At 73.2% G+C, this 23,588-nt stretch carries 24 protein-coding genes and 1 riboswitch; of the genes, 14 read left to right on the top strand and 10 right to left on the bottom strand.

The window, feature by feature from the left end; translation table 11 throughout:
- Positions 1-67 precede the first annotated feature (67 nt).
- The 3 genes from J2S42_RS40900 (at position 68) to J2S42_RS40890 (ending at position 2,923) form a co-directional block, all read left to right on the top strand.
- Positions 68-1,012: a LysR family transcriptional regulator gene (locus J2S42_RS40900; RefSeq protein ID WP_307248347.1), complete on the top strand. Its 945-nt coding sequence runs from the start codon at positions 68-70 to the stop codon at positions 1,010-1,012.
- Positions 1,013-1,734: 722 nt separating this feature from the next.
- Positions 1,735-2,181 (top strand): MarR family winged helix-turn-helix transcriptional regulator, encoded by a 447-nt coding sequence (locus tag J2S42_RS40895; RefSeq protein WP_307248345.1) that lies wholly within the window; start codon positions 1,735-1,737, stop codon positions 2,179-2,181.
- A 25-nt stretch (positions 2,182-2,206) separates the two neighbouring features.
- On the top strand, positions 2,207-2,923 hold the full coding sequence (locus J2S42_RS40890) for a DUF4184 family protein (protein WP_307248343.1): 717 nt from the start codon (positions 2,207-2,209) through the stop codon (positions 2,921-2,923).
- Positions 2,924-2,967: 44 nt separating this feature from the next.
- On the opposite strand, the gene bluB is transcribed toward J2S42_RS40890, so the two are convergent.
- Entirely contained in the window at positions 2,968-3,606 is a 639-nt protein-coding gene (gene bluB, locus J2S42_RS40885) for a 5,6-dimethylbenzimidazole synthase (RefSeq protein ID WP_307248341.1), read from the bottom strand.
- 36 nt (positions 3,607-3,642) lie between these two features.
- Positions 3,643-3,846: riboswitch (cobalamin riboswitch) on the bottom strand.
- Between the two features lie 176 nt (positions 3,847-4,022).
- Here bluB and pgm point away from each other — a divergent pair.
- Positions 4,023-5,690, top strand: a complete 1,668-nt coding sequence (pgm, locus tag J2S42_RS40880; RefSeq protein WP_307248339.1) for a phosphoglucomutase (alpha-D-glucose-1,6-bisphosphate-dependent) — start codon at positions 4,023-4,025, stop codon at positions 5,688-5,690.
- Positions 5,691-5,814: 124 nt separating this feature from the next.
- On the top strand, positions 5,815-6,204 hold the full coding sequence (locus J2S42_RS40875; RefSeq protein WP_307248337.1) for a hypothetical protein: 390 nt from the start codon (positions 5,815-5,817) through the stop codon (positions 6,202-6,204).
- A gap of 29 nt (positions 6,205-6,233) precedes the next feature.
- Here the strand turns inward: J2S42_RS40875 and J2S42_RS40870 are convergent, their stop codons facing one another.
- Positions 6,234-6,947, bottom strand: a complete 714-nt coding sequence (locus J2S42_RS40870; RefSeq protein WP_307248335.1) for a class I SAM-dependent methyltransferase — start codon at positions 6,945-6,947, stop codon at positions 6,234-6,236.
- 49 nt (positions 6,948-6,996) lie between these two features.
- Here J2S42_RS40870 and J2S42_RS40865 point away from each other — a divergent pair, with 49 nt between their 5' ends.
- Entirely contained in the window at positions 6,997-7,917 is a 921-nt protein-coding gene (locus J2S42_RS40865) for a hypothetical protein (protein ID WP_307248333.1), read from the top strand.
- A 24-nt stretch (positions 7,918-7,941) separates the two neighbouring features.
- Here J2S42_RS40865 and J2S42_RS40860 read toward each other — a convergent pair whose 3' ends face one another.
- The 4 genes from J2S42_RS40860 to J2S42_RS40845 all read right to left on the bottom strand — a co-directional run bounded on the left by J2S42_RS40860 (position 7,942) and on the right by J2S42_RS40845 (position 11,780).
- Positions 7,942-9,165 (bottom strand): RNA polymerase sigma factor, encoded by a 1,224-nt coding sequence (locus J2S42_RS40860; RefSeq protein ID WP_307248331.1) that lies wholly within the window; start codon positions 9,163-9,165, stop codon positions 7,942-7,944.
- Complete coding sequence (locus J2S42_RS40855; RefSeq protein ID WP_307248329.1) at positions 9,162-9,485, bottom strand: YciI family protein; 324 nt, start codon at positions 9,483-9,485, stop codon at positions 9,162-9,164. Before J2S42_RS40855 ends, J2S42_RS40860 begins: the two co-directional genes overlap by 4 nt.
- Before the next feature lie 87 nt (positions 9,486-9,572).
- Positions 9,573-11,117, bottom strand: coding sequence for a PstS family phosphate ABC transporter substrate-binding protein (locus J2S42_RS40850; RefSeq protein WP_307248328.1), 1,545 nt, complete (start codon positions 11,115-11,117; stop codon positions 9,573-9,575).
- A 105-nt stretch (positions 11,118-11,222) separates the two neighbouring features.
- Complete coding sequence (locus J2S42_RS40845; protein WP_307248326.1) at positions 11,223-11,780, bottom strand: TetR/AcrR family transcriptional regulator; 558 nt, start codon at positions 11,778-11,780, stop codon at positions 11,223-11,225.
- Positions 11,781-11,829: 49 nt separating this feature from the next.
- Between J2S42_RS40845 and J2S42_RS40840 the strand changes: the two genes are divergently transcribed.
- A complete protein-coding gene (locus J2S42_RS40840; protein ID WP_307248324.1) occupies positions 11,830-12,714 on the top strand; it encodes an alpha/beta fold hydrolase in 885 nt (294 codons plus the stop codon).
- Positions 12,715-12,732: 18 nt separating this feature from the next.
- Positions 12,733-13,260: a hypothetical protein gene (locus tag J2S42_RS40835; protein WP_307248322.1), complete on the top strand. Its 528-nt coding sequence runs from the start codon at positions 12,733-12,735 to the stop codon at positions 13,258-13,260.
- Positions 13,261-13,268: 8 nt separating this feature from the next.
- Here J2S42_RS40835 and J2S42_RS40830 read toward each other — a convergent pair whose 3' ends face one another.
- Both J2S42_RS40830 and J2S42_RS40825 read right to left on the bottom strand, forming a co-directional pair.
- Entirely contained in the window at positions 13,269-13,940 is a 672-nt protein-coding gene (locus tag J2S42_RS40830) for a type 1 glutamine amidotransferase (RefSeq protein ID WP_307248320.1), read from the bottom strand.
- A 61-nt stretch (positions 13,941-14,001) separates the two neighbouring features.
- Positions 14,002-15,435 (bottom strand): family 43 glycosylhydrolase, encoded by a 1,434-nt coding sequence (locus J2S42_RS40825; RefSeq protein WP_307248318.1) that lies wholly within the window; start codon positions 15,433-15,435, stop codon positions 14,002-14,004.
- 116 nt (positions 15,436-15,551) lie between these two features.
- On the opposite strand from J2S42_RS40825, the gene J2S42_RS40820 reads away from it, so the two are divergent.
- Positions 15,552-16,085, top strand: coding sequence for a GNAT family N-acetyltransferase (locus tag J2S42_RS40820; RefSeq protein ID WP_307248316.1), 534 nt, complete (start codon positions 15,552-15,554; stop codon positions 16,083-16,085).
- Between the two features lie 28 nt (positions 16,086-16,113).
- The gene (locus J2S42_RS40815) at positions 16,114-16,455 is read left to right on the top strand and encodes a hypothetical protein (protein WP_307248314.1); all 342 of its coding nucleotides are present in this window, start codon (positions 16,114-16,116) and stop codon (positions 16,453-16,455) included.
- Here the strand turns inward: J2S42_RS40815 and J2S42_RS40810 are convergent.
- Together J2S42_RS40810 and J2S42_RS40805 are read right to left on the bottom strand one after the other, a co-directional pair.
- Positions 16,436-17,146 carry a glycosyltransferase gene (locus J2S42_RS40810; protein WP_307248312.1) on the bottom strand — a complete coding sequence of 237 codons (711 nt, stop codon included), beginning with the start codon at positions 17,144-17,146 and terminating at the stop codon, positions 16,436-16,438. The genes J2S42_RS40815 and J2S42_RS40810 overlap by 20 nt on opposite strands.
- A 61-nt stretch (positions 17,147-17,207) precedes the next feature.
- Positions 17,208-19,730 (bottom strand): DEAD/DEAH box helicase, encoded by a 2,523-nt coding sequence (locus J2S42_RS40805; protein WP_307248310.1) that lies wholly within the window; start codon positions 19,728-19,730, stop codon positions 17,208-17,210.
- A 545-nt stretch (positions 19,731-20,275) separates the two neighbouring features.
- On the opposite strand from J2S42_RS40805, the gene J2S42_RS40800 reads away from it, so the two are divergent.
- The 4 genes from J2S42_RS40800 (at position 20,276) to J2S42_RS40785 (ending at position 22,792) form a co-directional block, all read left to right on the top strand.
- Entirely contained in the window at positions 20,276-20,563 is a 288-nt protein-coding gene (locus tag J2S42_RS40800; RefSeq protein WP_307248308.1) for a hypothetical protein, read from the top strand.
- A complete protein-coding gene (locus J2S42_RS40795) occupies positions 20,535-21,254 on the top strand; it encodes a PP2C family protein-serine/threonine phosphatase (protein ID WP_307248306.1) in 720 nt (239 codons plus the stop codon). The genes J2S42_RS40800 and J2S42_RS40795 overlap by 29 nt, the downstream gene beginning before the upstream one ends.
- A gap of 8 nt (positions 21,255-21,262) precedes the next feature.
- Positions 21,263-21,967 carry a hypothetical protein gene (locus tag J2S42_RS40790; RefSeq protein ID WP_307249307.1) on the top strand — a complete coding sequence of 235 codons (705 nt, stop codon included), beginning with the start codon at positions 21,263-21,265 and terminating at the stop codon, positions 21,965-21,967.
- A 222-nt stretch (positions 21,968-22,189) separates the two neighbouring features.
- Positions 22,190-22,792 (top strand): FHA domain-containing protein, encoded by a 603-nt coding sequence (locus tag J2S42_RS40785; RefSeq protein WP_307248304.1) that lies wholly within the window; start codon positions 22,190-22,192, stop codon positions 22,790-22,792.
- The last annotated feature ends 796 nt before the right edge of the window (positions 22,793-23,588 follow it).

Here is a 23,588-nt window from a genome sequence, read left to right as displayed (position 1 = left end):
CACAGTCAAACCCCACACCCCGGCGGTACGGAAAGACCGTCTGCGTCCGGATTGATACCGTGCTGGTATGAGTGGGCTGGAGACCCGGCAGCTGAGATACTTCGTCGCCGTGGCCGAGGAACGGCACTTCGGCCGCGCCGCCACCCGGCTCGGCATGGCCCAGCCGCCGCTGTCCCGCGCGATCCGCGACCTGGAACGGCAGCTGGGCGTCCCGCTGCTGGTGCGCACCACCCGTCAGGTGACGCTCACCCCGGCCGGCGAGACGCTGCTGGCGGACGCGCGAGTCGCCCTGGACGCGATCTCGACCGCGGAACACCGCGCCCGGCGAGCCGTGCGGCCGGTACTGCGGCTCGCACTCAAGGCGGACTTCGACGGCGGTCTGCTGCCGGCGATCCTGGACGCCTACGCCGCGGGCGGCCCAGCTACCGCGGATCGCGGCGCGGGGGTGCCGTTCGAGCGGTCACCCGGCATCGTGGCCGGGCCGTCACCCGGGGCACCGCTGCCACCGGTGGAGCTGTTGCTCGGCGGGCCGGGAGACCAGGAGCGGGCGCTGCGTGACGGGCGAGCCGACGTGGCGTTGCTGCCCGGTGCGTTCGAGGCCCGTGGCCTGGACGCCGAACCGCTGCTGACCGGCCCGACCGTGGTCGCGCTGGCCGCGGCCGACCCGCTGGCGGCGCGCACGGTCATCCGGCTGCCCGACCTGGCCGGCCGCCGGCTTCCCTACGGCTCACCGGCCGAGCAGGGCCGGGTCGCGCCGCCGGCCGCACCCCGGCTGCGCGACCTCTCGCAGATCTTCAGCCTGGTCGAGGTGGGCAGCGCGGTCTGGTTCCTGCCCGAGTGGGTGGCGCGGCGCTTCCCCCGGCCGGGCATCGCATACCGGCCGGTACCGGATCTGGAACCGGTGTCGCTCTCCGTCGTCTGGCCGGCCTCGTCCCGCTCCCCGGCGGTCGCCGCCTTCGTCCGCGCCGCCCGTACCGTCGCCGACTCCCAGCCCGCCGCCGCGCTGCACTGAGCCCCGGACGCCCGGGCACCGCCGGGACGAGCGCCGCCTTCGCGATCGGCAAATACCAAATCTCGGCGCTCCGCGTCCCTTCTCGTCTTACCGCCTGCCAAGTATCGAAATTCCGGCCGCGCAGCGCCCGGAGCGATCCGCTGGCAGCCGTCGCGGAGCGCCCGGAGTGATCCGCCGGTGGGCCGCCGCGAAACGCCTGGAACGATCCGCCGGTAACGCCGCGAAGGGGCCCGGAACGATCCGCTGGTGCGGCTGCGGTCACCGGCGGGTCCGGCACACCGCCTACCGCATCCTAGGAGGCTGGCCTGTTTGCGGCCGGACTCCTCTGGCGGCGTCACCACCGGCCACCGGAACCGCCGGACCCAGCCGCACCGGCCGCCGGAACCGCCAGGCCCGACCGCATCGGCCACCGCCCGAACGACCAGGCCCGACCGCACCGGCCACCGCCGGACCCCGCCGCACCGGCCACGAACGCCGCGATCACCGGTCGACGCGACGATGCCGGCGAAGATCGGAGCCCAGCCCCAGAAGGCGTACGCCGGAGGGGTGATCACCGTGTCGTACCGGCGGGTCCGTTCGCCGTTGCCGAAGACCGCGCCGAGCGTGGGCGTGGCCACGAACGCGGTGGTCGCAGCGGCGAGCGTCAGTGAGCGGATGCGGTCGCCCGCCGGTACCTCCCATTGTGGACAGCTTAGTTTCTAAGCCATCGTATGCTCTTCCGCATGTCCGAGCATCCGTCCGCCGCGGGCGATCTGGCGTGGGCCGTGCACCACCTCGCCGTCGCCGCCGCCGAACTCGACGCGGCCGTCGCCCGCCGCATGGGCCTGACCGCGGGCGACTACCTCGCGCTCAAGCACCTCTCGATCTCCGGCGAACCGATGGGTCCGGTCGAACTCGGCCGGCTGCTGGGTGTCACGTCCGGTGCCGCGACCGGGCTGGTCGACCGGCTGGAGCAGCGCGGCTTCGCGAAACGGCGGCCGCACCTCACGGACCGGCGCCGGCAGACGGTCGCGATCACGCCGTACGCGCGGCAGCGGCTGGTTGACGAGCTGCGGCCACTGGCGGACGACATCGCCGACGCGGCGGCCGCGCTCACCGACCGGCAGCGCCGCACCGTGACCGACACGCTCGGCCGGCTCGCCGGCCTGCACCGCCGCCACGCCCGCTGACCTCATCCATCGCTAGGGTGCGGGCATGCCGCTGACGTTCCCCTCGCACGCCGCGTTACCGCTCCCGCTCAAATTGTGGCGGCCACGCTGGTTCGACGGGGTGGCGCTGGTGATCGGGTCGGCGTCGCCGGACCTGGCGTACGCGCTGGACGGCACCGTCCTGGAGTCGGTCCGCGGTATCGCGCTCTACCAGCTGGCGCACGGGCCGGCCGGCCTTCCGCTGTTCTGCCTGCCGGTCACGCTGGCGTGCGCGATCCTGGTGCGCCGGGCCGCGCCGGTCGTCGCCGCGCACCTGCCCGCGCGGCCGGTGTGGCTGGCGCCGCGCGACTACGGCGTGCTGGGCGCGAGCCGCCCGGCGTTCCTGGTGACCGTGCTGTCGGCGCTGCTCGGTGCCGCGTCCCACCAGGTCTGGGACGCGGTCACCGAGCACGCGCCGGTCGCCGATCTGGCCTCGACGGTCGGCGGCGCGATCGCCTCGCTGCTGCTGGCGGTCCACATCGGACGACGCCGGCTGCTGCGCGCCTGGCACGGCGATCCACCGGCCGTGGCGACGCGGCGGGGCCGGTTCTGGGGTGCCGCCGCGCTGGTGGCCGTGGCCGGCACGGTGCTGATCTCCCAGCTGCCGGGCGCCTTCCTGGTGCACACCACGGGCGCCCGCCTGATCGGCGTGTTCGCGCTCTCCCTGCTGACCGCGTCCGCGCTGCACACGGCGCCGTCCCCGGAGCGCGCCACACGCCACTGATCCGCCGCCGCGGCACCCGCCACCACGTTCCGTGACCCGCCGGCCTATCGCCGGTCCCGGCCGCCCCAGCGGTCGTCGTGCCGGGCGAGGTGCAGTGGGCGGCGTCGGCGCCAGCCGTGGCGTTCCAGGTCCGGGGTCTCCTCGAGGTGCGTGACCGGCCCCATGCACAGCCACGCGATCGGCCGGATCGTCGCCGGGATGCCGAGCAGATCGCGGACGAACTCCTCGCGGTAGAACGACACCCAGCCCACGCCGAGCCGTTCCGCGGTCGCGGCCAGCCACAGGTTCTGCACCGCGAGACAGGCGGAGTAGAGGCCGGCGTCCGCGATCGCGTGCCGCCCGAGCACGGCGGGACCGCCGCGGTCCGGGTCGTAGGTGACCACGATGGACAGCGTCGACTCCAGCACTCCGTCGATCTTGATGCGCGCGAACCGGGCCGCCGCGTCACCGTCCAGCGTGGCCGCGAAGATCTCTCGCTCCCGGCGTACGTGCGCGTGGAACTGCTCCCGCGCCGCGCGCCCGCGGACGATCACGAAATCCCACGGCTGGGACAGGCCCACGCTCGGTGCGGCGTGCGCGGCGTCGAGCACCCGGTCCAGCACGTCGTCCGGCACCGGCTCGCCGGTGAACTGGCCGCGCACGTCGCGGCGACGGTGGATGATCTCGTACAGGTCATGGTTCACGGCAGGCTCCCGCTGCGGTCCGGCCCCGGGCATGCCGGGGTCACCAGGCGCGAGGCCGGTCTTCGGACTCCCGGATCGTCACCTCACCGCCCGCCTTCCCAGCCGGTCAGGGCCAGTGGCCGCGCGTACGCGCATGGGCGGCGGCTCCCCGGTCACCGCGGCGGGCCCGTGCCGGATTCACACCGGCTTCCCGATTCTCCCGGCCGCCTCCGGCCGGGCACCTCGCAACAGTTCGTGCCACCCCGCACCCTACCCGTCCCGCTCGCGCGCCTCCGGGGCCGGATCCAGAACCCGGCGGTACGGACATCACAGCGGCCACGCCGGAAGTGGGAACATCAGCTCCGGACGTTCTTGATCTTGGGGGTGTGGCGGGCGGGTGGCGCTGGTGGACATTAGGGTCGGGGGGAGACGTCCTCATGCGCGAACCCGAGGAGACCGCTGTGTCTGTTCACCCCCGTGCCGGCCAGCCCGCGGAGCCGGGCGATCTGATCGATGTGGCGGAGTTGCTCGCCGCCTATCGTGATCGGCATCCGGATGTGAGCGTGCCCGCGCAGCAGGTGGCGTTCGGTACGTCCGGGCACCGTGGGTCGTCGCTGAAGTCCGCGTTCAACGAGGACCACATCGTGGCGATCAGCCAGGCGATCTGTGAGTACCGGGAGGAGCAGGGCGTCGACGGGCCGCTGTTCATCGGGCGGGACACGCACGCGCTGTCCGAGCCGGCCACGATAAGCGCGGTCGAGGTGTTCGCGGCGAACGGCGTCACCGTGCTGCTGGACAGCCGGGACGGGTTCACGCCGACGCCGGCGCTGTCGCACGCGATCCTGACCGCGAACCGGGGCAAGCGCAACGGGCTCGCGGACGGCGTGGTCGTCACGCCGTCGCACAACCCACCGGCCGACGGCGGCTTCAAGTACAACCCGCCGAACGGCGGCCCGGCCGACACGGACGCCACCAAGTGGATCCAGGACCGGGCGAACGCGCTGATCGCCGACGGCCTGACCGGCGTGCGGCGGATGCCGTACGCGCGCGCGGTCAACGCGGACACCACCGGCCGGTACGACTATCTCGCGTCCTACGTGGACGACCTGCCGTCCGTGCTCGACCTGGACGCGGTGCGCGACGCGGGCGTGCGGATCGGCGCGGACCCGCTCGGCGGCGCCAGCGTGGCGTACTGGGGCGAGATCGCGTCCCGGCACGGCCTGGACCTGACCGTGGTGAACCCGGAGACCGACCCGGCCTGGCCGTTCATGACGCTGGACTGGGACGGCAAGATCCGGATGGACTGTTCCTCGCCGTACGCGATGGCGTCGCTGATCGGCAAGCGTGACGCGTACCAGATCGCCACCGGCAACGACGCGGACGCGGACCGGCACGGCATCGTCACGCCGGACGGCGGCCTGATGAACCCGAACCACTACCTCGCGGTCGCGATCCAGTACCTGTACGGCTCCCGCTCCGGCTGGTCCGCCGACGCCGCGGTCGGCAAGACGCTCGTCTCCTCCTCGATGATCGACCGGGTGGCCGCGTCGCTCGGCCGCCGCCTGATCGAGGTGCCGGTCGGCTTCAAGTGGTTCGTGCCCGGCCTGCTCGACGGCTCCGTCGCGTTCGGCGGCGAGGAGAGCGCCGGCGCGTCGTTCCTGCGCCGCGACGGCTCGGTCTGGACCACCGACAAGGACGGCATCCTGCTCTGCCTGCTCGCCTCCGAGATCCAGGCGGTGACCGGGAAGTCGCCGTCCCAGCACTACGGCGAGCTGGTGGAGCGGTTCGGCACGCCGTCCTACGCGCGCATCGACGCGCCCGCCACCCGCGAGGAGAAGGCGGTGCTGGCGAAGCTGTCGCCGTCCCAGGTCACGGCGACGTCGCTGGCCGGTGAGCCGATCACGGCCACGCTCACGTCCGCGCCGGGCAACGGGGCCGCGCTCGGCGGGTTGAAAGTGACGACGGAGAACGGCTGGTTCGCGGCCCGGCCGTCCGGCACCGAGGACGTCTACAAGATCTACGCGGAGTCCTTCAAGGGCGACGACCACCTGGCGCAGATCCAGGAGGAGGCGCGGGACCTGGTGTCGGCGGCGCTGAAGGCCTGATCCCCGATCCCGGAGGCGGGATCTCGGCTCTCGGCGGCGGTCCGGTCACGCCGGACCGCCGAGCCGCCACCGGGCGCCGGAAAGGGGATGCGGCGCGGTTCCGTCTATCGGATGATCTTCGCTCGTGACGTATTCCGAAACGCCCGACGATCCGTGGACGGTGACCGTCAACCGGGCGAACGCGATCGCGTTCGCCCGCGGTATCGCCGTGATCGCCGCGGTCGGTGCCGCGGTCTTCTGGCTCATTCCCGCACCGGAGGACCCGGGCATCGCCGCCTGCGCGCGCCTCGAGGCGCACGCGGTCGCCGGTACCGTCCCGGACCTGGCCGAGCGCGCGCAGATCGGCAAGGACCTCGAACGGTCGGACGAGGAGGTGCTCCAGACCGCCGGCCTCTACGACCGCCTGCACCGCGACGGCGGCTCGATCCTCAGCGATGCCATCCCGCTGCCCCCGATGGACCTCGACGACATCAGCCCGCTCCAGACCGCCTGCGCCGCCGCGGGCATGCCCTGACCCGGACGGGCTCAGACGGGCCTGCGGGCTCAGACGGGCCTGCGGGCGAGGAGGAGGCGGCAGCGCGGGGTGCCGTCGCGGCGGTGGCCGAGCGCGGGGAGGTCGACGGCGTCGACGGTGAACCCGGCCGCGGTCAGCGCGGCCTGGATCGCGGGCTGCGTCATGATCCGGTAGTACATGACGAACGGCGGCCGCCACAGCGCGTTGCGCACCCGCATAGCCGCGTCGAAGCCGGTCGTCACCCAGTACGCCGGTGAGGTCACCGGTGGCGGCGTGCCGACCGGCACCGCGAACAGACCGCCCGGCCGCAGCGCACGGTGCACGCCGCCGAACAGCGCGGGACGCTCGGCCGGCTCGAAGTGGCCGAGCGCGCCGAACGTGACCGCGAGGTCGAACTCCGCGTCGAACGGCAGCTCGCGCGCGTCCGCCCGGACCAGCGTGGCGCCCGGGTGGGCCGCGCGGGCCCGGTCGAGCATCCCGGCACTGAAGTCCACGCCGGTGACCCGCTCGGTGCAGAGCGGCCCGAGCACGCCCAGACCGGCGCCGGTGCCGGTGCACACGTCCAGCCCGGTGCGGAACGGGCCGTGCGTGCGGAGCGCCGCCGCGGTCGCGTCGAGCAGCGGGTCCGGCGTACGGAACGGGGTGTGGTCGAACTTCGGCGCCAGCAGGTCGTAGCCGCGCTCGACCGAGGTCAGCGCCTGCCCGGCCAGCTCACGCAGCGACGGTCCGTGTGGCGAGAACACCGGCCGAGGGTACCCCGAAAGCGGTTGACGCACGGGCGACCATGGTGGGGTGAGGACGCCGCTGCAGGGTGGGCTGCTGGCGCCGGGCGCGCTGACCGGCGCGGTGGTGGAGATCGCCTGTGACGAGTCCGGGTTCTCCGGCACGAACCTGCTGCACCCCGGCATGCCGGTGATCGCGCACGCCGGCGTGGACCTGGCCGTGGACGAGGCGGTGACGCTGCTGTCCCGGTTCCGCCGCTCGCCGCACGAGCTGAAGTCCGGCGGCCTGCTGCGCGGGCCGGATGCGGCCGAGGCCCGCGAGTGGCTGCTGACCGCGTTGCGCGGACGGGCGCACGTGCACCTGGTGGACAAGGAGTTCTTCCTGGTCACCCGCGTGGTGGACCTGCTGCTGGGCGAGCCGTCCTACGCGGACGGCACCCGGCTGGCGCGGGCGCACCGGCGCGAGGCGGAGACGCTGCACCGGGCCGGTCGTGCGGCGGGGGCCGGCTGGCATGCGTTCCTGACCGCGTTCACGGATCTGGTGCGCGTCAAGCGGCGCGTGCCCGGTGCCGTCGACCGGTTCCTGCGCGCCCGCGACACGCTGATCCGCGCGGTGCCGGAACCGGCCGCCGCCGTGCTCGCCGCGATCGAGCCCGGCCGGACCCGCGACCTGCTGCGCCGGCTGGAGGACGACGACCCGGCGATCCCGCCGCCCCTGGAACCGCTGCTGCCCGCGCTGGCCGAGACCGTGCTGACCTGGGCCGCCGGCGGCCGGCAGGTGGTGGTGACGCACGACGAGCAGAGCGCGCTGACCGCCACCCGGCTGCGCCGCCTCCAGGCCGCGCTGACCGACGACTCAGGACGGTCTGCCCTGGCCGGGCTGACCATGGCCGACTCCCGCGCCGACCCACGCGTCCAGGTCGCCGACCTGCTGGCCGGCATCGCCCGCCGCGCGCACGCCGCCACCCCCGCTGCGGCCGCGCCGGAATAGCCGGTACGGCCCCGGAGTCGCCGCTCAGCGGAGCTGGTCGCGACGGCGGGTCAGGTAGGCGGTCTCGGCCGTGTTGCCGGCCAGCGCGATCGCCCGGTCGTAGGCCGCGCGTGCGTCGGCACCGCGGCCGAGCCGGCGGAGCAGGTCGGCGCGGGCGGCGTGGAACGCGTGGTAGCCGGCCAGTGCGTCCCCGAGACGGTCGACCGCGGTCAGTGCCACGTGCGGGCCGTCCAGCTCGGCGACCGCGACCGCGCGGTTGAGCGCCACGATCGGCGACGGGTCCAGGCGGGCCAGCTGGTCGTAGAGCGCGACGATCTGCGGCCAGGCGGTGTCCCGGACGTCCGGCGCGGCCGTGTGCACCGCGTTGATCGCCGCCAGGAGCTGGTAGCGGCCGGGCGGCTCACCGGTGGCCAGGCGCTCGACCACCAGCCGGTGCCCCTCCTCGATCAGCTCCGGGTCCCAGGCGCCGCGGTCCTGCTCGCCGAGCGCGATCAGCTCGCCGCCCGCCGAGACGCGGGCGGTGCGGCGTGCCTCGGTGAGCAGCATCAGCGCGAGCAGGCCGGTCACCTCGCCGTTGCCCGGCAGCAGCGTGCGGAGCAGCCGGGTGAGCCGGATCGCCTCCGCGGTGAGCTCCTGCCGGACCGGCGGCGACTCCGGCCCGGTCGCCAGGTAGCCCTCGTTGAAGACCAGGAACAGCACCGCGAGGACGCCGGAGACGCGCGCCGGCAGGTCGGCCGCCGTCGGCACCCGGTACGGGATGCGCGCCGCCTTGATCTTGGCTTTGGCCCGGGTGATCCGCTGCCCCATCGCGCTCTCCCGCACCAGGAACGCGCGGGCGATCTCCGCCACGGTCAGCCCGCCGACCAGGCGCAGCGTCAGCGCGACCCGGACCTCCGGCCCGAGCGCCGGATGGCAGCACGTGAAGATCAGCCGGAGCCGGTCGTCGTCGATCACCCCGGCCGGCGCGGCCGGCTCGTCGTCGTGCAGCATCCACGCCTCCCGCTGCTTGGCGTCCCGCCGGCTCTCCCGCCGTACCCGGTCGATCGCCTTCCGGGTGGCGGTGGTGGTCAGCCAGGCGCCGGGCTTCGGCGGCACGCCGTCCACCGGCCACCGCTCGACCGCGGCCGCGAAGGCCTCCGCCGCCGCCTCCTCCGCCACGTCGAGGTCGCCGAACCGCCGGGCCAGCGCGGCCACCACGATCGCCCACTCCTGCCGGTGCGCCCGGGTCACCGCCTCGGCGGCGCTCACCGGAACGGCCGCACCTCGACCCGGCGGTGGCAGGCCCTCGACCCGGCCGCGGCGATCCGGAGCGCGGCGTCCAGATCCGGCGCCTGGAAGATCCAGAAGCCGGCGATGAACTCCTTCGTCTCCACGTACGGCCCGTCGGTGAACACCGGGGCGGCGCCCCGGTTGTCGATCACGGTGGCGGTCTCCGGCGCCGCGAGGCCACCGGCGAACACCCAGTTGCCGTCGGCCCGCATCCGCTCGTTGAACGCGGTGATCGTCGCCATCTCGCCGTCGGTCCCGGAACCGGTCCGGTCGTCGATCACGGAAACCAGGTACTGCATCTCGGCTCATCTCCCGTACGTCCGGCGCCCTCCTGGCAGCCTCTCACCCGTTCTACGAACGCCGCCGCCCCGATCCGACAACTCGCGTCAGTTGCCCTTGCTGCACAGCCCCTGGGGCACGCTGCCGCCCTGGATGCACGGCGGGTAACCGAGGGCCTGGATCTCGTCGGCCTGGTCCGCGTCGACCAGGAAGCCGGCGAACGAGCGGGTCAGGTCGGCGGTCTTGGCGAGCGGGCCGTAGCTGTAGAGGTACTCCACGGTCCAGACCGGATAGCCCTCGTCGATGTCGTCGAGCGTGGCGCCGAGACCGTCGACGGTGATCTGCTTGACGGCGGCTCCGGCGTCGGCCGCGTTCGGCATGTCGACGTAGCCGATGGCGCCCTCGTACCGGGCGACCGCGTCGAGGACCGCGCCGGTGCTGCCCACCTCACAGACGATCGCGGCGTCGACGGCCGTCTCGGTGTTCGCGGCCGCGCAGCTGTTGACGGTGATCGGCGCCGGGTTGCCGCCGCCGAGCAGCAGCTTCTGGATCACGGAGCGGCTGCCGGACCGGGTGTCCCGGCCGACCACGCGCACGGCGACGTCGGGCCCGGGCGTACCGTCCGCGAGGGTGACCTGGTTCCAGTTCGCGACGTCGCCGCGGAAGACCCGCGCCAGCTCGGCCCGCGGCAGGTCCGTGACCGGCAGCGCCGGGTGCACCACGAAGCTGAACGGCACGACGGCCAGCGTGCCGGCGATCTCCACGTTCGGGAATCCGCCGCCGCCGTCGAACCGGCCGTCCGCGAGCGTGAGCCGGCGCGGGCCGTCCTCGGCGGACGCGTCGTTGAGCTCGTTGAGGCCCTCGATGCTGCCGGACGCGTCGACGGTGATCCGCGAGGCGCGGCACTTCGCCATGTACTGCTCGGCCAGGCTCTGCACCGCGTCCGCGAACGCGCTCGACCCGGTGACGGTGAGCTCGCCCGCGGCGCAGTCGTCCCGCGGGTCCGGCGGCAGGCCGACCAGCAGCACCGCGACCAGCGCACCGGCCAGCAGCGTGGTGAGCCCGCCGCCGATCAGCGTGCTGCGGCGCAGCCGGCGGCCGTCGCTGTCGAGGAAGATCCGGCCGTTGCGGAGGATGCCGTTGGTCTGCACCGCGGGCTTGCCGGTGCCGCTGGTGTGCTCCAGCAGCGCCACCAGCTTGAACTCGCTGCCCGGGTTGAGGTGCACCGGCGGCAGCACGATCCGGTTGTCGTGCACCTCGAAACCCTCGCCGGTGAGCAGGTCCTGGAGATCCGGCGGTCGCGCCTCGGTGACGTCCACGGTGACCAGCCGCCGGTCGGTGCCCGGGAACGTGAGGCCGAGCCGGTGCACGTAGTCCTGTTCGGTGATCGAGCTGCGGCCGACGTTCTTGATCCGGGCGACGACCATGCCCGGGTCCGGGATCTCGGTGTGGTCCGGGCCGATCAGCCGCACCACGTTACCGGCGTCCGGCGGGTCGAAGCCGAGCCGGGAATTGAACCGGACGCGAAACGACAGCATTTTCTCCCGGCGGGTGCGCAGATAATTCAGCGCGGTGCCACCGCCGATCACCACAAGCGCCACGAGCAGCCCGTACGGCCCGTCGAGCAGCCAATCCAATGCGAGACTCGGCACGGCGTACCCCGTTCGTCAACCTGCCGTTCACGAATTGTCGACCCGCCGTTGTGCATAGTCCGGAATCGACACGTCACAACGTATCGAATGGCGGCAAGAAAACCACTAAAGGCGTTCCAGGTGCCGGTCCACGACGGCCAGTGCGTCCGCGTGCGACAGCGCGCCGGTCAGCACCGCGGGCCGCAGCCCGTCCAGCAGCGCCGCCAGCCGGCGGGACTCCGCGGCCGCGTCCGGCACGCCGGTCCGGTCGAGCGCCGTGCGCAGCGCACCGGCGAACCCGGCGAACGCCGGCGCGAGCGCGGACGCGATCTCCGGCCGGATCGCGGCGCGGGACACGAACGCCACCGCGATGCAGGCCTCCCGCCGGCTGGTCGCGTCATAGGGCAGGTACTCGGCCGCGATCGCGCGCGGGCCGCCGTCCGGGTGCCGCGCGACCCGGGCCGCGAAGCCGTCGTGCGTGCCGAGGCTCAGCCAGTGCCGCAGCGCGTACAGCAGCATCTCGTCCTTGGTCGCGAAGTAGTGCTGCACCTGGCCCATCGACACGCCGGCCGCGGCCGCGACCTCGCGCAGCGACACCGCCTCCAGCCCGTGGTCCGCGGTGATCCGCAGCAGTGACTCGACGATGTGGCGGCGGCGGGCGTCATGGTCGACCTTCCGTGGCATGACCCGACCGTATTACAATGCGATCGCATTGCAAAAACGGGGAGGCATCGTGGAGTACGCACGCAACGGCGACGTCCGGATCGCCTACGAGACGTTCGGCGACCCCGGCGGCGTACCGCTGCTGCTGATCATGGGTCTGGACTTCCAGATGGTGCTCTGGCCGGACGAGTTCTGCCGCATGCTCGCCGGCCGCGGCTTCCACGTGGCCCGGTTCGACAACCGCGACAGCGGACTGTCCACGCACTTCACCTCGCCGGCGCCGGAGAACCCGTTCCGGACGCTGTTCCGCGGCAGCGCCGCACCGGTCTACACCGGACTGGACATGGTCGCGGACGGCCTCGCCGTGATGGACGCGCTCGGCTGGCCGTCCGCGCACGTCTGCGGCGCGTCGCTGGGCAGCGGTCTCGCGCTGGCCACCGCGGTCCTGCACCCCGGCCGGGTCCGCGGCGTCACCGCGGTGCTGGGCGGGCCGCTCGGGCGCCGCCGGGATCTGCTGCGGTACGTGAACTTCGGCCTCTTCCCGCGCGCCGCCCGGATCCGGCACCCGGCCACCGACGCCGGTGCGATCGACACGCTCGTCGACCTGCTCCGGCTGATCTCCTCACCGCATGCGCCGTTCGACGAGCAGTGGGCCCGCTCGGTCGCCACGATCAGCCACCACCGCTCACCGCGCGACCCGGGCAGCACCCAGCGCCAGACCGCGGCCGGCCTGCGCCTCGGCCCGGTCGCCCGCCGCTTCCACGAGATCACCGTCCCCACGCTGTGCGTCAACGGCGCGGACGACCCACTGATCCGCCCGTCCGCCGGCGCCGCTCTGGCCCGCCGCATCCCCGGCGCCCGCAGCATCGTTCACCCCCGGATGGGCCACACCCTCCCGCCCCACGTCTGGCCCCTCCTCACCGCCGAACTGGCCAGCCAGGCCGGCCTGCCCTGAGGCGTGGATACTGACCGCGTGGAAGCGGACCTGGAGTGGTGGGCCACCAGTTCCTTCATGGTCGGCCCGGTCCCGGTGGTGGTCCACGAGGACGCCACCGCGGGCCGCGTGCGCGATCTCGCGGCCCTGGAGGAACTGCGCTTCATGCACGACGTCGATGCGTTGTTCACGCTGCGGTTCCGCGACGGCAGCGCCGTCGAGGTCATCGTCGGCCGCCCCGGCGACGACGGCGAGTTCACGCTGACCGGCGCGGAGGCGGAGGCCGGCCTGGCCGAGTTCAGCGAGACCGACGACGTCGCCCGCACCGCCGCCTGGCTCACCGAGCAGCGTTTCGTCACCGCCCGGTCCGCGCGGAGCGGAGCCACCGGCAGCCGGCTGTTCGTCCGTGACGACGGCTGGGAGGTCCGCTACACCTGCGTGCTCGGCGCGTGGACCTGGGAGTTGAAGCCGCCGGGAGGCGCCTGGGTGAGCTTCCCGGAGGTGCGGGCCGAGACCGGCGAACCGTGCTGGCACCGGGAGATCCCGCACCTGATCGCCACGCCGTAGCGGGACGGTCAGCGCGGGCGCGGCGACAGTGAGCGCGTCCAGCGGGCGAGGATCCGGGTGCCGGCCGTGGTGACGTCGCGCATCGCGGCCGGGTCGACGACGGTGCCGGGCGGCAGGTGGGGCGCGGCGGCGTCGAGGGCGGGGCGGTCGAACTCGACGTGGAACTGGAAGCCGTACGAACGACCGGACCGGAACGCCTGATGGGGGTACGCGCCGGAGCCGGCGAGCAGCGTCGCGCCGGGTGGGAGCGTGAACGTGTCCCGGTGCCAGTGGACGACCGGCAGCACCGGGCCGGACGGGCCGAGGACCGGGTCGGCGCGGCCGGCGGGGGTGAGCGTGACCGTGCCGGTGCCGGCCTCCACCGCGGGACCACGGTGGACGTCCGCGCCGAGCGCGGCGGCGAGCAGCTGGGCGCCGAGGCAGACGCCGAGCACCGGTACGTCCCGGCGCGCGCATTCGGCGATCAGCGCGCGTTCGCGTACCAGGTGGGGATGCTCTTGATCGTCGAGCGCGCCCATCGGGCCGCCCAGCACGACCAGCGCGTCGAGGTCGGCCGCGGCCGGCAGTGGCTCACCGAGGTCGAGGCGCACCGTCCGGGTCGCCGCCCCGGCCGCGGACAGGGCCCGTGCGATCAGCGCGGGCCCCTCGAACGCCACGTGTTGCAGCACGCCTACCCGCATCGGAAAACTCCTTCGCTGATGCCGACGTGGCCAGCATGCCAGACCTGCTTAGGACTGCCAACTATTCCGTGAGGAACGTCGCGTCGGCCAGCGCGGTGGTGCCGGCGACGGCTTGCATGTAGAGCAGGTTGTTCGCATGCCGGATGTAGCGGCCGGGCACGTTGAACGACTCGAACGAGACACCGGCCGGGTCGGCGAGGCCGGCGCGCTGGTGGAAGCTGGCGTCGCCGTTGAAGAGCGCGGTGCCGTCGGCCTTCTCCACGTACAGCTCGTAGTTGCGGTGCCGCAGGTAATAGCCGGGGAAGTTGGTCGACTCCAGGCTGACCGTGCCGTTGCCGGCCAGTCCGGTGACGACGCGGAACTGCGAGTCGGCCAGGTTCGTCACGTTCGCCTCGAGGCGGGCCCGGTACTCCCAGTGCCGGATGTACTGGTTCGGGTAGTTGTACGCGCGCAACCGCACCGGGTGCCTGCCGTCCGGGATCGGGATGCCGAAGTTCGGCGTACCGTCGGCGTTCCAGTAGATCTTCTGGGCCCGGGTCCGCCGGTTCGGGTCGTTGAGCGGGTCACCGGTGATGTTCTTGTAGCTGCGGTCGTGGTAGACCATGATGTCGCTCTGCCCGTCCTCGGACACCGTGAACGAGTTGTGCCCCGGGCCGTACTGGCTGGTGTTGGCGTTGCTGGTGAAGACCGGCGTCTGGGTCTTGGTCCAGCTGGCCGGGCTGAGCAGGTTCGCCGAGGCGGACGCGGTGAGCAGGCCGAGGCAGTAGTTGCTGTCCGTGGCGCTGGCCGAGTAGGTCAGGAAGATCCTCCCGTTGCGCTGGATGACCGCCGGACCCTCGTTGACCTGGTAGCCGATCTTCTCCCAGGCGAGCGTGGGTGCGGAGATGCTGACCGCGGCGGAGGACAACGTCCACGGGTTCGACATGGTGGCGATGTAGAGGCTGGTGTTGCTGGCCGGCAGGCTGTTGTCGTGCTGCGCCCAGAGCAGGTAGCGGGTGCCGTTGTGGACGAACGTGGTGGCGTCCAGCGAGAAGCTCTGCCAGCCGGTCTGGATCTGCCCCTTCTCCACCCAGGTCGCGGTGAGCGGGTTCGCGCCGGTGCCCTCCAGCACGTACGGCCGGATCGCCCAGACGTCGTCGCCGCCGGCCGCGAAGTAGACGTACCACTTGCCGTTGATGAAGTGGATCTCCGGCGCCCAGATGTGCGCGCTCATCGGGCCGCTGGCGTGCCGGGTCCAGATGGTCGTCTCCGCCGCGGTGGACAGGCCCTGCAGCGTGGTGGCGCGACGCAGGACGATCCGGTCGTACGCGGGGACGGTCGCGGTGAAGTAGTAGTAGCCGTCGGTGTGCTTCCAGACGTGCGGGTCGGCGCGCTGGGCCGCGATCGGGTTGGTGTAGGACACGGCGGGCGCGGCACCGGCCGGCGACGTCGGCCCGAGCACCGCGAGACCCGCGGCCACCAGGACGGCGACGGCCACGAGGGCGATACGTCTCATGAGGGTCCTTCCGAACGGGAGCGAATGACATCGATGAGTGTTAGCGCTCACATGCCGCCCGTCAAGGGCTGGAAAACCGGGCGCGAGCCGCATCTCCCATGGTGGAGAATCGGCCCGTGACGTCGCGACTGGTGCTCAGCGAGCCGGTGCCGGAGGATCTGGCGGAGGTGTTCGCGCTCTACAGTGATCCGCTGGTCTGGGCGCCGGACCCGCTGAGCCGGCACGACACGCCGGAGCAGACCGCGCGTGCGATCGGCAACTGGCGGGCCGGGTGGGCGCGGGACGGGCACGGCATGTGGGTGGCACGCCTGCCGGACGGCACGTTCACCGGCATCGGTGGCGCGTTCATCCGGTACGGCGTAGCGTGGAACGTGGGGTTCCGGCTGCTCCCCCGCTTCTGGGGGCGTGGCTACGCGCAGGAGATCAGCGCGGCCGCGCGCGAGGCCGCGGCGGCACACCGGCCGGAACTCCCGGTGACCGCCTATCTGCTCGAGGGCAACGACCGATCACAGCGTACGGTCGAACGCACCGGCCTGAAGCGGGTGTGGCGCGGCCCGGACGCCGGCAACCCCGACCCGGGCGCGATCCGGCTGCTCTACGCCGACCGGCCGCTGGACGCGGACGTCGTCCGGTCGCTCACCGGCTTCTGAGCGGCCGCCGGCGCGGTACGGTACTCGCGTGGAACCCGTCACCGCGGCCGCCCTGGCCGCCACCGTCGTCCCGCTCGCCACCGGTGCGGCCGGTGAGCCCGGCACGGCCGCGTGGGCCGCGCTGGCCGAGTTCGCCGCCCGGCACGACGTCGGCGGCGCCGAGTTGGACGCGGTCGACGACGCGCCCGGCGACCCGGCCCGGGTGGCCGCGTTCGCCGACGTGCTGGCCGCGCTCTCGGCCCGCGACCCGGAGGCGGCCGCCTGGCTGCACCGCTGGCTGTCCGACGCGGACCGGATCGTCGACGTGCCGCACCTCCCGCAGACCGTCGCCGACCCGGTGAGCGGTAGCCTCACCCGGCCGCAGGCCTGACCACCGCCTCGATCAGCGCGACCGCGCGCCGCTCCGGCGTGGAGCCGTCGTCCATCTCGTCGCGCAGCGCGCGGGCCCGGGCCGCGAATGCCGGGTCGGTCAGCACCCGGCGCACGCCCGAGTGAACCCGGTCCGCGGCCGGCCGCTGTGTGCGCAGGTCGACGCCCACACCGGACCAGGCCACCCGGGCGGTCGTCTCCGGCTTGTCCTCGGTGCGGCCGGCGACCACCATCGGCAGCCCGTGCGCGAGCGCGAGCTGGATCGTGCCGTAGCCGCCGTTCGTGACGACCACGGACGCGTACGGGAACAGCTCGGCGAACGGGACGAACGCGGCCGCGCGCGCGTTCGCCGGCAGCGGGCCGAGCACGGCCGGGTCCGCACCGCCGGTCACCGCGACCACCAGCAGGTCGTCGGCCGGGGCCAGGCCGGTCAGCGCGGGCCGCAGCAGCTCGGCCGGGTCGGTCGCGATCGTGCCCTGGGAGACCACCACCACCGGCCGGTCACCGGCCGTGACGTCCGGCCACCACGGCACCGGCGTGAACGCGGCCCCGGCCCGGGTCACCTGCCGCTCGAACTCACGCCCGGTGGTGAACCGCACCTCGTGCCCGGCGTCCCGCAGCGCCCGGACCAGCGGCAGCGCGGGCGTGACGTGACCGGTCGCGGGCGTCGCCGCGAAGAGGAACCGTGCCATGGCGGATGATCTCCCATACGGAGGTGCGGTCGATGTCCGCACCGTTGCACCGCATCGGGATCTACATCCGGCTGACGTCCGTCACGGTCAGGACGGCGACGCCGGCCTCGTCGGAGGCGGCCAGGTCGACGACCGCGGTGATGGCCCAGTCGTGGTCCTCGGCCGGGTCGTCGAGGACCTGGCGGACCGTCCATTCGGTACGGTCCTGGGTGATCTGGAGCAGCGCGGGACCGCGCGCGTCCGGGCCGATGCCGATGTCCTCGTGTTCCTCGTAGTACGGTGCCAGCGCGTCGGCCCAGGCGGCGGCGTCCCAGCCGGACTCGGCGTCGAGTTCGCCGAGCGCGGCCCACTGGTGCAGCGCGGCCAGCTCGACGCGGCGGAACATGGCGTTGCGGACCAGGACCTTGAACGCGCGCAGGTTGCGGGTGACGGCCGGCGGCTTGTCGTCCAGCGGGACCGCGGTGAGTGGTTCGGCGCCCGGGTTGCGCAGCCGCTCCCACTCGTCGAGCAGCGACGAGTCGACCTGGCGGACCAGTTCGCCGAGCCATTCGATCAGGTCGACGAGTTCGTCGGTCTTCGCGTCCTCCGGGACGGTCTGGCGCAGCGCACGGTAGGCGTCCGCGAGGTAGCGCAGCACCAGGCCCTCGGAGCGGGACAGGCTGTAGAACGAGACGAACTCGCCGAACGTCATCGCGCGCTCGTACAGGTCGCGGACCACGGACTTCGGCGCGAGCTCGTAGTCGGCGACGTACGGGTGGCCCTGCCGGTACGTCTCGTACGCGGCCTCCAGCAGCTCGGCCAGCGGGCGCGGGTGGGTGACCTGTTCGAGCAGTTCCATCCGCTGGTCGTACTCGATGCCCTCGGCCTTCATCGCGTTGACGGCCTCGCCGCGCGCCTTGAACTGCTGCGCGGACAGGATCTGCCGCGGGTTCTCCAGCGTGGACTCGATCACCGACACGACGTCCAGCGGGTAGGACGGCGCCTCCCGGTCGAGCAGTTCCAGCGACGCGACCGCGAACGGCGACAGCGGCTGGTTGAGCGCGAAGTCGAGCTGCAGGTCCATGGTGAGCCGGACCGTGCGCCCCTCCTCGTCCGGCGACGGCAGGCGCTCGATCACGCCACCGGCCAGCAGCGCGCGGTAGATGAGAATCCCGCGGTGCACCAGCCGGCGCTGCGACGCGCGGTCCTCGTCGTTCTCGGTGAGCAGCCGGCGCATGTGCGTGAACAGGTCGCCGCGCCGGGCCAGGACGTTCAGCAGCATCGCGTGCGACACCTGGAACGACGACGTGAGCGGTTCCGGCTCCGCCTCGACCAGCCGGTCGAACGTGGGCTTGCCCCAGCCGATCGTGCCCTCCGGCGGCTTCTTCTTGACCACCTTGCGGCGCTTCTTCGGGTCGTCGCCGGCCTTCGCCAGCGCGCGCTCGTTGTCGATGACGTGCTCCGGCGCCTGCACCACGACCCGGCCGATGGTGTCGAACCCGGCACGCCCGGCCCGGCCGGCGATCTGGTGGAACTCGCGGGCGCGCAGCAGCCGGGTGCGCACGCCGTCGTACTTGGACAGGCCGGTGAACAGCACGGTGCGGATCGGCACGTTGATGCCGACGCCGAGCGTGTCGGTCCCGCAGATGATCTTCAGCAGGCCGGCCTGGGCGAGCGTCTCCACCAGCCGGCGGTACTTCGGCAGCATTCCCGCGTGGTGCACGCCGATGCCGTGCCGGACCAGCCGGGACAGCGTTCGCCCGAACCCGGCCGCGAACCGGAAGTTGCCGATCATCTCGGCGATGGCGTCCTTCTCCGCCCGGGTGGAGACGTTCACCGACATCAGCGACTGCGCGCGCTCCAGCGCCGCGGCCTGGGTGAAGTGCACGACGTACACCGGGGCCTGATGGGTGGTCAGCAACTCCTCGATGGTCTCGTGCATCGGCGTGGTGACGTAGCTGAACAGCAGCGGCACCGGCCGTTCCACCGAGCGCACCACGGACGTCGGCCGCCCGGTCCGCCGGGTCAGGTCCTTCTCGAACCGGGAGACGTCACCGAGCGTCGCGGACATCAGGATGAACTGCGCCTGGGTCAGCTCCAGCAGCGGCACCTGCCACGCCCAGCCGCGGTCCGGCTCCGCGTAGAAGTGGAACTCGTCCATCACCACCTGGCCGACGTCCGCGTCCGCGCCCTCGCGCAGCGCGATGTTCGCCAGGATCTCGGCCGTACAGCAGATGATCGGCGCGTCCTCGTTGACCGAGGCGTCGCCGGTCAGCATGCCCACGTTCTCCGCACCGAAGATCTCGATCAGCGCGAAGAACTTCTCCGAGACCAGTGCCTTGATCGGCGCGGTGTAGAACGTGGTCCCGTTGCGCGCCAGCGCCGCGAAGTGCGCGGCCGTCGCGACCAGGCTCTTCCCCGACCCGGTCGGCGTGTTGAGGATGACGTTCGCCCCGGAGACGATCTCGATCAGCGCCTCCTCCTGGTGCGGATAGAGGCTCAGACCCCGTTCCTGCGCCCAGAGACTGAAGATCTCGTAGAGCGTGTCGGGGTCCGCGGTGCCGGGCAGCCGGTCGGTCAGCGTGGTCATGGTGTCACCGATCATGCCTGGTGCGGTCACGCTCGCGCCAACCGGGCTGCACACCCCATCAGGTACGGACGCACAGCCACGATCACGCTCCGCTCACTGTTGAACACGGTTTCTGCCGTGAATGCGACCGAGCGAGGGGGCCGAGGCCATGGTGATGACGGAGAGTCCACCCCGGGAACGGCTCACGGCCGGACTGCGGCACACGCCCGGCCGGCTCGCGCTGTGGATGACCGCGCTGATCATGCTCGCGCTGCTGGCCGGCCTGGCCGCGGCTCCCGAAGTCCCGCCCGCGCCCGCGACCCGGCGACGAGGGCCGGCGCCGGACCGGCACGTTGCCGCGGCCAGGACCGCGCCCGCGACCCGGCGAGGAGAGCACGCACCGGGCCGATGCGTTCCCGGGGCCCGTCCCGCGACCGTGGTCCGCCGGCGAGCGGGTGCCGGCGGCAGGCGGCGGCCGGCCCCGGGAGACCCGCCCGGAGAACCCTGCCGGGCGTGGCGGTGAGACGAGCGCGCCCGGCGTGGACGGGGCCGCCCGGCAACCCGTCAGGAGCGGCAAGGACGTGGGCGCCGTACCCCCGTGGGCTTTGCCGGACCTGGGGAAAGGTGACGGGTGGGCGTGGCGGTCGGCGCGCGAGACTCGGGGGATCCGTGCCGCGTGCGGCGCCGCCGCGGAGGCGGCCGGCGGCTGGTGCGGTGTGTGCGGGCGGCGGGTCAGCGTCGCACGCGGGCGGGCCGAGCTGATGCTGGACGGCGTCGCGGCGGTGACCGATCGGGCGCGGCGGCGGCACAACGAGGACGCGGTCGCGGTCGGACGTGCCGGTGACGCGGTGGTGGCGGTGGTTCTGTGACGGGATCTCCACCGCCCGGCGCGCGGACGTGGCCGCGGTAGGCGCGGCCGAGGCGGGCGTGTCCGCACTGCTGGAGGCGCTGGTGCGCGGCGCCGACGGGCCCACGGCGACCCGGCACGCGGCGTCGGCCGCGGCCCGCGCGGCCGCGGACACCGGGCGGGACGAGGACGGGGACGCGCCGCCGGGCTGTACCTACGTGTCCGTGGTGGTGGCGGCGGACGGGGTGGCCGTGGGCTGGGTGGGTGACAGCCGCGCCTACTGGGTGGGCGTGGACGGCGACGTGCAGCAGCTGACCGTGGACGACTCGATCGCGGCGATCCGGGAGGCCGGGCGGGCGGTCCCGGCCGGGCTGACGGACGTGGACCCGGGCTCGCGGGCACTGGTGCGCTGGCTCGGCGCGGACGCGGGCGAGGCGGCGCCGCAGGTCCGGCACTCCCGGGCGGTACGGGCCGGGCACGTGGTCGCGTGCACGGACGGCCTGTCCCGCTATCTGCCGTCCCCGTCGGCGCTGGCCGCGGCGCTGGTCCCGGGCGCGGATCCGGCAACGCTGGCCCGCGGGCTGACCGCGCTGGCGGTACGTGCGGGCGGCGACGACAACGTCGCGGTGGCGGTCCTGCCGGTCGGCGGCACGCCGGGCGCGGCCGTGCCGGAGACGGAAATCCCGTCAGCGGCAAGCCACGGCGAGAGGTGAGATGCGTGATGGTGCAGGAGAGCGGGCGGGTGCGGTTCGAGGCGGAGGTGGATCAGAACGAGTTCCTGCCGGCCGGCGGGCGGACCGTGGACGCGATCCTCACCGTGACCGCGACCGGTGGGGCGGCACCGGTCGGTGGGCGGATCGCGCAGATCATCATCGTGGACGTGTCCGGGTCGATGGCCGCGCCGGCCACGAAGATGACCGAGGCGAAGAAGGCGACCGTCACCGCGGTCGACACGCTTCCGGACGGTACGCCGTTCGCGGTGATCGCCGGGAACGGCGCCGCGACCATGGTGTACCCGCGGGAGCCGGGCACGGTCGTCGCGGGCGCGCGCACCCGCGCCGAGGCCCGGGCGGCGGAGAACCTGCTGTGGGCCAACGGCGGCACCGCGATCGGCCGCTGGCTGGAGCTGGTGGCGCACTACACCGGACAGGCCGAGCTGGCCGTGGCGATCCAGGAGGGGCTGCGGGCCCGAGACGCGGGCGACGAGGAGACCGCGACCGCGAAGCTGGGCCGCGCGGTGCAGCTGGCCGCGGAGACCGGGCACACGGACACCGCGAGGCTGCTGGCCCGGGTGGTCGACGTGGAGGACGCGCGGACCGGCACGGTACGGCTGAAGCGGCGGGAAACCGGCGAGAACGTCGAGATCATCAACGTCCGGTCCACGAAGACGGTCCGGGTGCGGCGAGAGGGCCGAGGACGGCCATGACGACGGCGACCTGCCCGAAAGGCCACGACTCCGGGACGCACGACTACTGCGACACGTGCGGTGCGCCGATGCACGGCGTGGCGCGGGATTCGCCGGCGGTGGGAGTTCGGGAGGATCCGGTGGTGCCGGTGGTCCCCCGGCCAGTCCGGACCCGGAGGTGACTCGGCGGGTGCCGGCCGGGTGCCGCGGTGCGGTACGCCGCAGGGTGGGCGGTTCTGCGAGGTGGACGGGTATGACTTCGTCCTGGCGCCGCCGGTGTCGCCGGGCTCGCCGGCACCCGGCGTGGCCGGCGGCCATGGCGCGGCCGGCGGCCGCGACGCCCAGCCAGGCCCCGGCGCCCAGCCGAACGCGGCCGCGCAGCCGAACGCAGCCGCACAACCGGGCCCCGGCATGCGAGCGCGCTCCAGGACCGCTGAAGCAGCCGCTGCAGGCACCGAGGCGGGCGCCGGGTCAGAGGCAGAGGCCGGGCGGCTGGAAATCGTGGTGGGTGCGGACCGGGCCTACTTCGACGGTGTCGTCGCGCAGGGCGGGGCGGACGCGGGTGGCATGGTATTCCCGCGCTTCGCCGCGGAGCGCCGTTTTCCGCTGACCGGCGAGCGGCTGCTGATCGGCCGCCGCAGCCGGTCCCGCGGCATCCACCCGGACATCGACCTGACCGGTCCGCCGGAGGACCCCGGCGTCTCGCACACCCACGCGCTGCTGCTGCGCGAGCGCGGCACCTGGTCCATCGTGGACCTGAGCTCCACGCTCCAACGTAGACACGGTCGCCCGCGCGCAGCGGCACCGGGATCTCGGGCGGGATCGCGGCGCTCGCCGGATCGTTGAGGTAGGTGCCGTTGGCCGAGCTCGCTGACCGCGAGGGAAGCACAATAGTCCCATCCCGGCCGCCCCACCAGTAGTGCCGGATATCCGACCGCACTTTTCTCCGGAAATGGCGCCCGGATTCGCGATCGCGCACCATTGGGCGTCTGCGCGATGAATTCCCGGCAACACGCCCGTTTCAATGTCGAGGACCAGCCCCCCGCGGTTTCCCACGATTACCGAGGTCAGCCCATTTCCGACCGAGCATCGGCGTGCCATTTGGACGACAAGACCCGATAGCTCCACATGGGATGATCAAGCCCGGTTGTGCCCGATTCACGCGTGCCGCAGCATGGCTGACCGTCCGGACTACTCGGTCATCCACCGTACGGACTAGGTTGGCGACCCGGACGGTCGTTTTCGTCACTCCGTGCGGGCACGGCGAACGCTCTGCGTAGCGATCTAGCGACGTTTGGCGGAGGCGCTCCGGCCGCCGCATGCACCGGGAGTTGCATGCCGCGCGTGTCCGAAGTGTTAGGCGACCGTTACGCAGCCACCCGGAAAAGCGCACGTCAGGGCCGTGAACAGGGCTCGCTTTCATAGAGACCTGGATTGATCTCGATGTCTGCAAACGATTTTTCGGCCGTTTTCCGCTACCACTCGTGCGAGCCTGCGTCAATGTGCAATTCGCGGCCCGAAGGCCCCTTGCGATCATTGCTAGCGTTCTCCATTGTTTTCGCCGGGCACCGCCGTCCCGGGCCCGGCCAGGCCGGACAGTCCTGGATGGACTCCTCAATCGGCTCCTCATCGGAGGTTCACC

Origin of the sequence: Catenuloplanes indicus (assembly GCF_030813715.1) — a bacterium.
GTDB lineage: Bacteria > Actinomycetota > Actinomycetes > Mycobacteriales > Micromonosporaceae > Catenuloplanes > Catenuloplanes indicus.
Note: the sequence above shows the minus strand (reverse complement) of the source record. Positions and strands in the feature narration are given on the sequence as shown.